Source organism: Vagococcus bubulae (genome assembly GCF_003950315.1).
GTDB lineage: Bacteria > Bacillota > Bacilli > Lactobacillales > Vagococcaceae > Vagococcus > Vagococcus bubulae.
Map to the genome: position 1 here is coordinate 115,394 of NZ_NGJT01000005.1, position 9,618 is coordinate 125,011.

Genomic DNA, 9,618 nt, shown 5'->3' on the forward strand with positions numbered 1-9,618 from the left:
CAAACTTTAATTTGCTCAGTTACTAATAACAACAAATTAACCTTGAGTTACATTATCTAAAGACCAAGTTACTGTACCAGTATACAATGAATTTGGAGTACCAGTATTTGCTGGAACATACAATGATACATCAGTAATTCGAGCCCCAACTTCTTTTTTACCTAAAGCTGAAGCATCAATTGTATCTAATACTTTGGCTGTTTGGCCAGCACCTAATTTAGAAACTGATGATACACCAAATTTTTCATTTGAATAAGTTACACCATCTGCAGTTGGTTGTTTAGCCACAGGATTTTCAAAAGACACACCATTAGATGTAAATGAAATATTAGCACCTGTTAATTTATCGTCCACTTTATTTTGATCCATATTTACAATTTCAGAAGCAGTTGCATTAACTTCCCATTTTCCTGATGGTGCTTCACGTAAATCATTTACTGCTAAATATTGTGGAGCAGAGTTAGCATTATGTGTTTTAATTACTTGTGGTTGATCAATAATACGGTTTGATTGACCAAAATCAAAAGCTGTAGGAATTCTAGATAGTTCTATTTTTCCATTTTCAGTTGGTCTTGTAGTTGAATCATTTTCAAACCCAATACGTACGTCTGTATCACCTTTTTTACCATCCATACTAATGCTACTTGCTGATACACTTAATCCAGCACCAAGAGCAATTAGACATACTGCTGAACTTGCAATAATTTTTTTCATATCTATCCTTCTCCTTTATAATACATTTTTCTCCCTATTCAATAAGAAGATTAACTTAATTATAGTAAAATATTCATATTCTATCAATCTATATACTTTTATTTTATTTCATAAACACCATTAAATGAACTTAAAAATGATTTAAAGTTTACAAACAAACATTAAAATTAAACTTCTATACAAAAACAAAAAAGCTATAATCAAACGAGATTATAACTTTTTTATTTGTCTCTTTATTTAAAAATCAATCATTATTATATGAATTTATTTTTTACAAAAATAACCGTTAAATAAACTTTTCTTAACTTTTCGTTAATTTGTTTTTTCTATTTAATTTCAATTTTATTTAACATAAAATACATAATCGCAATAATTATTCATACTTTTTTCTTAGTTTAGATTGTTTTCTATAAGCTGTTTTGTCACTTTCATTTTTTCAATCACCTTATCAATCATGGGTTGATTTGCTCTAAATTTAGGCATACTGACACTAAAAGCCCCTTCTAATTGTCCTTGCTTATTTTTTATTGGCATTGCCACACAAAAACAATCTTTCTCCATCTCTTCATCATCATATGCAATATCCGTCTCTTTAATATTTGCTAATTCCTTTTCCATCAGAAATTTATTTGTGATAGTATTTTCTGTATAAGCTTTTAGTGGGATGGTTTCAAAATAGCTCTCTAACCTATCATTATCATAATCTGATAAAAAAACTTTTCCCATCCCTGTTGAATACAATGGTTTGGTTGCTCCTATTTTTGAAGACATATAAATAGACTGCTTTTTAGGTTCTAATTTATCAATATAAATCAGCTCATCATTATTCAACATACCCAAATGGATGGTTTCATCTATTTCTAATTGTAGTTTTTCCAAACTTGATTCAGCAATGTTTTTTAACATTGAATTCGTTGAATAAGCTTGACTGTATTTTACTAATCCTGGTCCTAAAAAATAAGTTTTATTTTTTTCATTTCGTGTCACATACCCAATTAATATTAATGTATCTAAAATTTTTAATGCCGTTGAAGTGGTTAACCCTGATAATTCTGCAATTTCTTTTAACGTCACGTCTCCTGTTGTCTCAGCAAGACAATCTAATATCTTTGAAGCTTTTATTAAAACTGTTCCATATGGTTTTGGATTCATCTCTGTCATTTTTAACCCCTCGTTTTTTCTATATAAGAAACCAAATGTTTATATAGGAAATTCTATCACACTTTACATAAAATAAACAGTCACATCTGACTAGATAAATTTCAGACTCTAGATGGATAACAACTGAAAAAATCTTCGCTAGAATACAAAGTGGTTAATTTAATAAAAAGAGAGGTGCTTTTATGACTAAAACAAAAGGTTTGACAACATTTGACCTTAAAATAATCGGAATTATTTTCATGTTTATTAATCATGTTCATCAAATGTTTTATTGGACAAATGTTCCAGAATGGATGGAATGGTGTGGTAGACCTGTTGCGACGTTATTTTTTTTCGTTAGTGTCATCGGGTTTACACACACGCGAAATAAATCAAAATACTTAGGACGTTTACTTATCGGATCATGGGTTATGACTTTAGGTACCATGCTTGTGACACACTTTTTCTCAATAGGAGATATGGCGCTTCAAAATAATATCTTCAATGATTTATTTTTAGGTGTTCTAGCAATGTACGGAATTGATAAGCTAAATCAATTTAGGCAAACAAAAAACCTATCGACCTTATTACTAGGATTATTTTGTCTTATTTTTCCTGTCCTATCTTATTTTGTTATCTTATCGCTAATTACTGTTGTACCAATCAATATGGCACGTTTTCTTTTTCTTATCCCTTCTGGTATGACAGCAGAAAACGGCATGATGATTTACTTAATGCCATTGATGTATTTAGCTAAAAATAAAAAAGCTATTCAAATGTTATTCATTGCGTTAGCAAGTCTGTTCTTTTTAACGAGAGATCCTAGTGCTTTTATGACCACAAACACACAGTGGATGATGATTTTTTCATTAATTCCAATCTTCTTTTTTAATGGCCAAAAAGGACGTAGCATGAAATCCTTTTTCTATGTTTTTTACCCAGCACACATTTGGATTTTATTTATTATTTCTGCCATTATTTATCAACATTTCGGTTAAAACAAACGCCTTGAATTAAATATGTTCAAGGCGTTTTCCTTATTTATCGTATTGATTCAACCAATCAATTAATAACGTTTTATATTTTACCTCTTCGTCCACTAAAGGCAAATGACGACTATGTTGAAATAATTCCCATCTGGCATGAGGTATTTCATCAAACATTGTCTTCGCAATCAATGGGGTACTTAAATCATCTGCTCCGCTAATAATCAACGTTGGCGTTAAAATATTCTTCAATTCGCTAGTATAATCAAATGTTGATAGTGTTCCCATTGGAAAAAATTCATTTGGTCCCCAAGCATGTAAATAGGCTTGTTCCCCACGTTTTTTAGGCCTTCTTAGAGGCTCTGGAGAGTTTTCACTTGGCACATCACCTGCATGGCGCAACATGAATAGTTCATTAGCTTTTAAATAGTCCGGCTGAGAAAAATCATGCGTCAATTCTGCCTGTTCAATGGCTCTTTGATCTTCTATACTCATCATGTTTATTAAGCGATGTTGTTCTTCTTTCCACAATTCAGCGGAAGATAAAGTACTTGATAAAATAATACTTTTAACACCTTTAGGTAATTTGTCACACATATATTTAATGAGTAACATTCCTCCCCATGATTGTCCTAAGATATGTACTTTATCTAACTTCAGGTAATCTCTTAAAGCGATTAATTCAGCTAGCCAAGTTTCCGCTGTCCATAGTTCAGGTTTATCCGGCATGGAAGACAACCCACAACCTAATTGGTCATACATAATGACTTGTCTATTATCTAAAGATAAATCATCTAATAATTCAAAATAATTATGTGTTGATCCTGGCCCTCCATGTAATAACAACAAAGGCGCTTTATCGGAAGGCTCTCCCACAATTCGGTAATAGGTTTGATACTCTAAAAATGGCATATATCCTTCTTTTATGATCATCTTTTCCCCACTTTCTTACATAATTTATTACTTTCTGACAAATGTCACTCTGGATAAATAATTAAAAAATACGGCATCTCTTTTTTGAATCCAATCTTTTATCAAGATGATTCCAAAAACAATCCATACCACAGAGGTTATAAGAAAAACACATACTTGTAGTAAAATAACAGATACACTATCAGAATAAAAAGCATAAATACTTTGTGACACATGGCTAACTAGCGAAGGTGTATAAATCAAAATAAAGCGATAGATAAGAGATTTGACTCGTTTTTTCTCTGGTAATAACAATTTCAATCGGATGATTTTCCCTCCGATAGTGGTATCACTTCCTATAATAGGTAATACAATCATAAACACCACACTGATAAGTAACTGGATAGGATACACATAATTCCCATGACATAAAAAAGTTGCGATGATAGATCCTACTAGTTTGGATATAACCAAAGTTAACAAGGCTTCCACCAGTTGTGAGCCATATGATGCTAAATGATCAGACGAATAGACCTTATCTTTTTGGTGTAGTTGGTCACGACTAGGGATGAAAAATAGCAGTACCGGTGCCGTGAAAAAGCCAATCAGACCACCTAATGTATTCATCATTAAGTCATCTACATCAAACAAACGATATGGATAGGTATAATAGCCAAATAAAGCCGTTAATTGAGAGACTTCAAAAAACAATGTGACACTAAAAATAATCGGTAAGGCAATATACCATTTTTTTGCTTTTTTGAAAAAAAATCTCAAATAAACACCCAAAGGAAATAGTAATGCTACATTAAATAACAGTTGCAAAAAAGTAAATGATTTTAGCATTTTGGGATATGTGTTTAGTTGATAGGGCTTAAACCCTGGAATTGTATTAAAATCACTCAAAAAGTTAAATGGTTTAAGCTGGGTATAGACATGATGTTTAAATTCAATATCATTTCTATTTTTAGGTAGTGGTAAGCTAACTAAAAAGAAAGCCGTTAAACAATAATAAATAAAACTAAATAACACTATATTTCGCCAAATATTAAAATAACCATATTTTCGGTACTGGTATATCGTCCATGGTACTGTTCCTAAAAACGATAAAACAGCAAACCAAATAAACGCAGTAGATAGTGGTATAGCATAAGATGGCATAAAACCCCTTCTTTCTATCATAGATTTCTCTTTCATCCACTATACTATCATTCACACCATAAAAAAACCGAAGAAAAAAATTTCTTCGGTTAATTCATTATTTTTTATCAATCACTTTATATAAATCAACTATCTCTTTCGCTAAATCTGTAAAGGCAATCCCTGTCATCAAATGATCTTGGCTATGAACCGTTAGAAGAGTTATTTCTGTTGATTCGCCTTGTGCTTCTTTTGTTAGCATCTCTGTTTGAGACTGATGTGCTTTTACTAAAGATTCTTTGGCGGCTTCTAATTTTTCGTCTGCCATTGAAAAATCAGATGCTTTAGCTGCTTGAATAGCCTCAACTGCATTGCTCTTAGCATCTCCACCATACATGATTAACCCCATGATTGCTTGCATTGTTTTATCGTCCATATCCACTACACCTACCTATTTCATTAGTCCTTCTGCTAATTCAATTACTTTTTCACCATTCATCATACCATAGTCAGTCATTGGGATAACGGCTACAGGGATATTTTCCGAATGAAATTGTTCTTCAAATTGTTTTAACATAAATCGGACTTGTGGCCCTAACAATACCACATGAACTGGATGGTCTTTAGCGTAGCTATCTACCTCTGAAACAGGCACTGCTAAAATATCAACATCTAATCCTTTTTTCTCAGCCGCTTGTTGCATTTTAGTAACTAACAAACTAGTACTCATCCCTGCTGCACAAGCTAACATAATTGTTTTTTGACTCATTAATCGTCACTCCTTATCTGTTTATTGATCTAGCTATCATGGATACTGTGTGTCTCATACCGCGAATTGCTTTACTTAAAGCAAAAATATTTTCAACTGGCGCAACTCCGGCATAGCCTGCATCTCCAATATGTTGGATATCGACACCACATATTTTATTCGTAATGGCGATTTGTTTAATGGTATCTGCATCAGAACTTTCTTGACTTGTACCAATAGCTGATAGTACTAAACCATCATGCGCATGCACAAGTTTCACTACTTCTTTTAACTGTTCCTCATCAAACCCAGGAACTGTTCCTACTGCTGGTACTAAAATGACATCTGCACCAGCTTGGACAAACGATTTAATAGCTTCTAAATCTGCTACTGGTTCATTTACACCTGCTCCATGCATTTTCCCTGCAATAATTAAGCCTGAGTAATACTGTTTTGCTTTTTCAATTGCTTCTGTGATTTGAGTATTAGTAACACCTGTACCCGGGTTTCCTGTCAAACAAATAAAATCATATCCTTCTGATTCTACTTGTTTAAACGTGTCAATTGTTGCTTGTCTTCCTTCATCTATTATTAATTTATCTTCGGCCATATCTGCTGATAAATCGACTGGTTCTAAATTAACCCCTATCGGTCTACCTACAAGTTCGTGTAAACGATCAACAACACTCCCTTCACCTTCAGGCAACCCAAATACGCAAGGTGTTAAAACATTTAACCCATTTAGTAAAATCATATCTGCTCCAAATGCTCTTGCCATTTCTGCATTTGTGATGTCTCCAATATATGACTCTCTTGGCGCAACATTTTCTGATAAAATCACTCGACCTTCACTTGCTTTAATACTTTGTTTTAATTCTTTACTTGTCATTGCCAATATATCTGATGAATTAGCACTAATTAATCGCTTAACCATGAAATCTCCCCTTATCTTTCATTTGTGATTGTTTTTATAATTTTAAGCCTTCCTCTTCTTGTTTAAAACGCTTCTCAACATTCATAATAAATGGTAAATAAATTAAAATATCTAAAATAACACATACTAACTGTAAAATTGAGGCTTTAATATCACCTGTGGCTAAAACCCCACTAATAACTGGTGGCATAGTCCAACTTGGTGCTGTATAAGTTAACGATACTAATCCTGTAGCCATCGCTGTATAAGAAACAATTAAATTAATTACTGGAGCTAAAATAAATGGAATGATTAATAATACGTTCAATACAATTGGTATTCCAAACATAGTTGGTTCGTTTATATTAAACAATCCTGGAACAACCGTAATAGGAGCCAATACTTTTGACTGTTTACTAGCATGTTTTCTACGAGCTAAATAACCTAATGCTAAAACCAATCCAATGGTTGCTCCTCCACCACCCATGTAAACAAAATTATCCATAAATGGTGTTGTAAAAATATGTTTCAATGAACTTCCTGCTTGATAAGCTGCTCTATTAGCATCAAGATTAGATAGCCAAAGCGGTTGCATAATAGAATTCACAATATTCCCTCCATGAATTCCCACAAACCAAAACAAACTATTAAATATGACTAATAATCCAACACCAACAACATTATTTCCTAATAACCCTAAAGGTGTTCCTAAAACAACTTGAGCAATATCATGTAACCCTGGTAACGCAAGCGCATCCAAAACTGCAAACACAATTAACCAAAACGTAATAATCACTGCCCCAGGAATGATGGCACTGAAACTTTTGGAAACGGCTGGTGGAACGCTATCTGGTAATTTAATTTGAATATTATGTGTGATAAACCATTGATAGACATATCCATTAATTAATCCTAAAATAATTGCAACAAACAATCCTTTAGAGGCCATAAAAGCTGTTGGCATACCTGCTCCGGCATCTGATACAACAAAAGGTGTCACTGTTATAAATGCTGATAATGAAATAAGACCTGCTGGAACCCCTTCTACTTTGTATTGTTTAGCTAAACTATAAGCTATACCAAAACTTGCTACTAGACCAATTAACCCAAAACTACTGTCGACACCTTTCCATAAATAACCACTAATCCCTTTATTTCCTAACCAATCTTCCCAACCAGGAATTGGAAAACTTGCAATCACCATAAACAATGACCCAATGATAATCAGCGGCATGGCTAAGGTAATACCATCTCGAATAGCAATTAACGCTTTATTACTTCCTAATTTTACAGCAACAGGCATTAATTTTTCTTGCACAAACTTATTCTCTTTTTCCATAACTTACACCCCTTTTGAATATTTATTATAATTAATAAACCCCTTACAATTATTTATTAATTATTTTTTATAACTAATTACACTATAGTACGCCCCTTATTTATTGTCAATAATTATTTAAATGAATCTTGTTACAAGTTCATAGATATCATATTATAAATTTGATTTACTATGAAATAATTGATTTTTTTTTATCATTTATTTCGTATATATGGTACACTATTGAATGAGAAATGGAGGAATATCATGACTTTAACAAAAAAACAAAAAGAATTGCGTTCAGCCATTCTTGATAAAATATATGGAAAACGTCCCATCTCACGAATTGATATTTCTAAAGAAACAGGTATTACTCCTGCTACAGTCAGTACTTTAACTGGTGAAATGATAACTCAAAACTTTTTACTAGAACTAGGTGAGACGGATGAACAAAATAATAAAGCCGGACGAAAAAAAATATTATTAGACATTAAACATCATCATTCATTTTATGTGGGAGCTGAAGTGGCAGAAGATTTTATTTCTTTTGTTTTAACAGATAACATTGGTGAAATACTAAAAGAACAAACCATTGATATTAGTCAAAAAAACTTTAATTATACTAGTGATTCTTTTATTCAACTGCTTCACTCTTTTACCAAATCAATCAAACAACCTATTTCAGCATTAGGTATTGCTATTCCCGGACATTATAGTAAAGATTATCCTGATAAAATATTAACTAACAACAAACGTTGGCAACTATTCGATTTAAGCGACATCTCTAAATCTGTTTCTTTCCCTGTTTTTTTTGCCAATAATGTTAATTGTATGGCTTTATCGGAACGCTTATTTCAACGACATAACGATGATAACTTTGCCTTATTACATATCGGTCGTGGATTGCATTGTTCTTATATGTATCATGGGGATATTTTCAGTAAAGAAAATTTACTAATTGGCGAAATTGGTCACACCATTGTGGCTGCGGATGGTGAATTATGCGAATGTGGTAAACGTGGCTGTTTACAAACATATGCTAGTGAATCATGGTTAATAAAAAAATCAAAAATCCTTTTTAGAAATTCTGCTAATACCTATTTAAAGCAACTTGTCACTTCAGAAGATGAGATTTCTATAAAAATAATTTTAGATGCTTACGAATTAGGCGATGTTGGGATTATGTCTATCGTTAATAGCGCTATTCAATATCTAGCTATCTCACTTATTAATCTAAACATGATGATTGACTCTAAGCAGATTGTGGTTCATGGTAAACTTTTCGAAAAAGACTCACTTCATAAAACTTTAAAAGAACTCGTTGAAACAGAACCCAAATTGATGTTTTTACCACATCAAGAAATTTTATTAAAACCATATTCTATCTATAATGGTGCTATTGGAGGTTGTGCGTTATGCATTCAACAACTGTGGCTACAGTAACTAAAAAACGAGGCTGACCCAAAAGTCTCTAAAATAAAAAAACAAGGATTTAAGAATGAAAATATCATTTTTAAATCCTTGTTTTTGAGTTCATTCGTACTTTTCAACTGCCTATAGGCAGTTAATTTCCTTATGTTTATTGCCATTAATGCAAAACCTAACTCATTAACCACCTTGTCTTTTCCTCTAACAGAGAAACGAGTGAACGACAAATTAGCCTTTAGATTTCCAAAGGCTGGTTCTACATCAATTTTTCTTTGTTTATAAATTTTGCCTGTTTCTTCTGCATTGATAAGTGCTTTTG

11 protein-coding genes are annotated in these 9,618 nt (G+C 32.4%); 2 read left to right on the forward strand and 9 right to left on the reverse strand.

Annotated elements, in window-relative coordinates:
• Nucleotides 1-36: 36 nt before the first annotated feature.
• Both CBF36_RS04365 and CBF36_RS04370 read right to left on the reverse strand, forming a co-directional pair.
• Nucleotides 37-714, reverse strand: a complete 678-nt coding sequence (locus CBF36_RS04365; RefSeq protein ID WP_125956950.1) for a WxL domain-containing protein — start codon at nt 712-714, stop codon at nt 37-39.
• Nucleotides 715-1,104: 390 nt separating this feature from the next.
• Nucleotides 1,105-1,866 carry an IclR family transcriptional regulator gene (locus CBF36_RS04370; RefSeq protein ID WP_125956976.1) on the reverse strand — a complete coding sequence of 254 codons (762 nt, stop codon included), beginning with the start codon at nt 1,864-1,866 and terminating at the stop codon, nt 1,105-1,107.
• 191 nt (nt 1,867-2,057) lie between these two features.
• Here CBF36_RS04370 and CBF36_RS04375 point away from each other — a divergent pair, with 191 nt between their 5' ends.
• Nucleotides 2,058-2,852 carry a TraX family protein gene (locus tag CBF36_RS04375; protein ID WP_125956952.1) on the forward strand — a complete coding sequence of 265 codons (795 nt, stop codon included), beginning with the start codon at nt 2,058-2,060 and terminating at the stop codon, nt 2,850-2,852.
• 39 nt (nt 2,853-2,891) lie between these two features.
• On the opposite strand, the gene pepI is transcribed toward CBF36_RS04375, so the two are convergent.
• From pepI to CBF36_RS04405, 6 genes are all read right to left on the reverse strand, one after another.
• Nucleotides 2,892-3,773 carry a proline iminopeptidase gene (pepI, locus tag CBF36_RS04380; protein ID WP_125956953.1) on the reverse strand — a complete coding sequence of 294 codons (882 nt, stop codon included), beginning with the start codon at nt 3,771-3,773 and terminating at the stop codon, nt 2,892-2,894.
• A gap of 27 nt (nt 3,774-3,800) precedes the next feature.
• Nucleotides 3,801-4,934, reverse strand: coding sequence for a VanZ family protein (locus CBF36_RS04385; protein WP_165865378.1), 1,134 nt, complete (start codon nt 4,932-4,934; stop codon nt 3,801-3,803).
• Between the two features lie 76 nt (nt 4,935-5,010).
• Nucleotides 5,011-5,328 carry a PTS lactose/cellobiose transporter subunit IIA gene (locus CBF36_RS04390; RefSeq protein ID WP_125956956.1) on the reverse strand — a complete coding sequence of 106 codons (318 nt, stop codon included), beginning with the start codon at nt 5,326-5,328 and terminating at the stop codon, nt 5,011-5,013.
• Nucleotides 5,329-5,343: 15 nt separating this feature from the next.
• Nucleotides 5,344-5,661: a PTS sugar transporter subunit IIB gene (locus tag CBF36_RS04395; protein ID WP_125956958.1), complete on the reverse strand. Its 318-nt coding sequence runs from the start codon at nt 5,659-5,661 to the stop codon at nt 5,344-5,346.
• A 13-nt stretch (nt 5,662-5,674) separates the two neighbouring features.
• Complete coding sequence (locus CBF36_RS04400; protein ID WP_125956960.1) at nt 5,675-6,574, reverse strand: DUF7916 family protein; 900 nt, start codon at nt 6,572-6,574, stop codon at nt 5,675-5,677.
• Nucleotides 6,575-6,608: 34 nt separating this feature from the next.
• Nucleotides 6,609-7,892, reverse strand: coding sequence for a PTS sugar transporter subunit IIC (locus tag CBF36_RS04405; RefSeq protein WP_125956961.1), 1,284 nt, complete (start codon nt 7,890-7,892; stop codon nt 6,609-6,611).
• 246 nt (nt 7,893-8,138) lie between these two features.
• Here CBF36_RS04405 and CBF36_RS04410 point away from each other — a divergent pair, with 246 nt between their 5' ends.
• A complete protein-coding gene (locus CBF36_RS04410; protein ID WP_125956963.1) occupies nt 8,139-9,314 on the forward strand; it encodes an ROK family protein in 1,176 nt (391 codons plus the stop codon).
• Here CBF36_RS04410 and CBF36_RS12410 read toward each other — a convergent pair.
• Nucleotides 9,293-9,618, reverse strand: a 326-nt coding sequence (locus tag CBF36_RS12410; RefSeq protein WP_243637974.1) for a transposase, incomplete at its 5' end; no start/stop codon positions are given. The genes CBF36_RS04410 and CBF36_RS12410 overlap by 22 nt on opposite strands.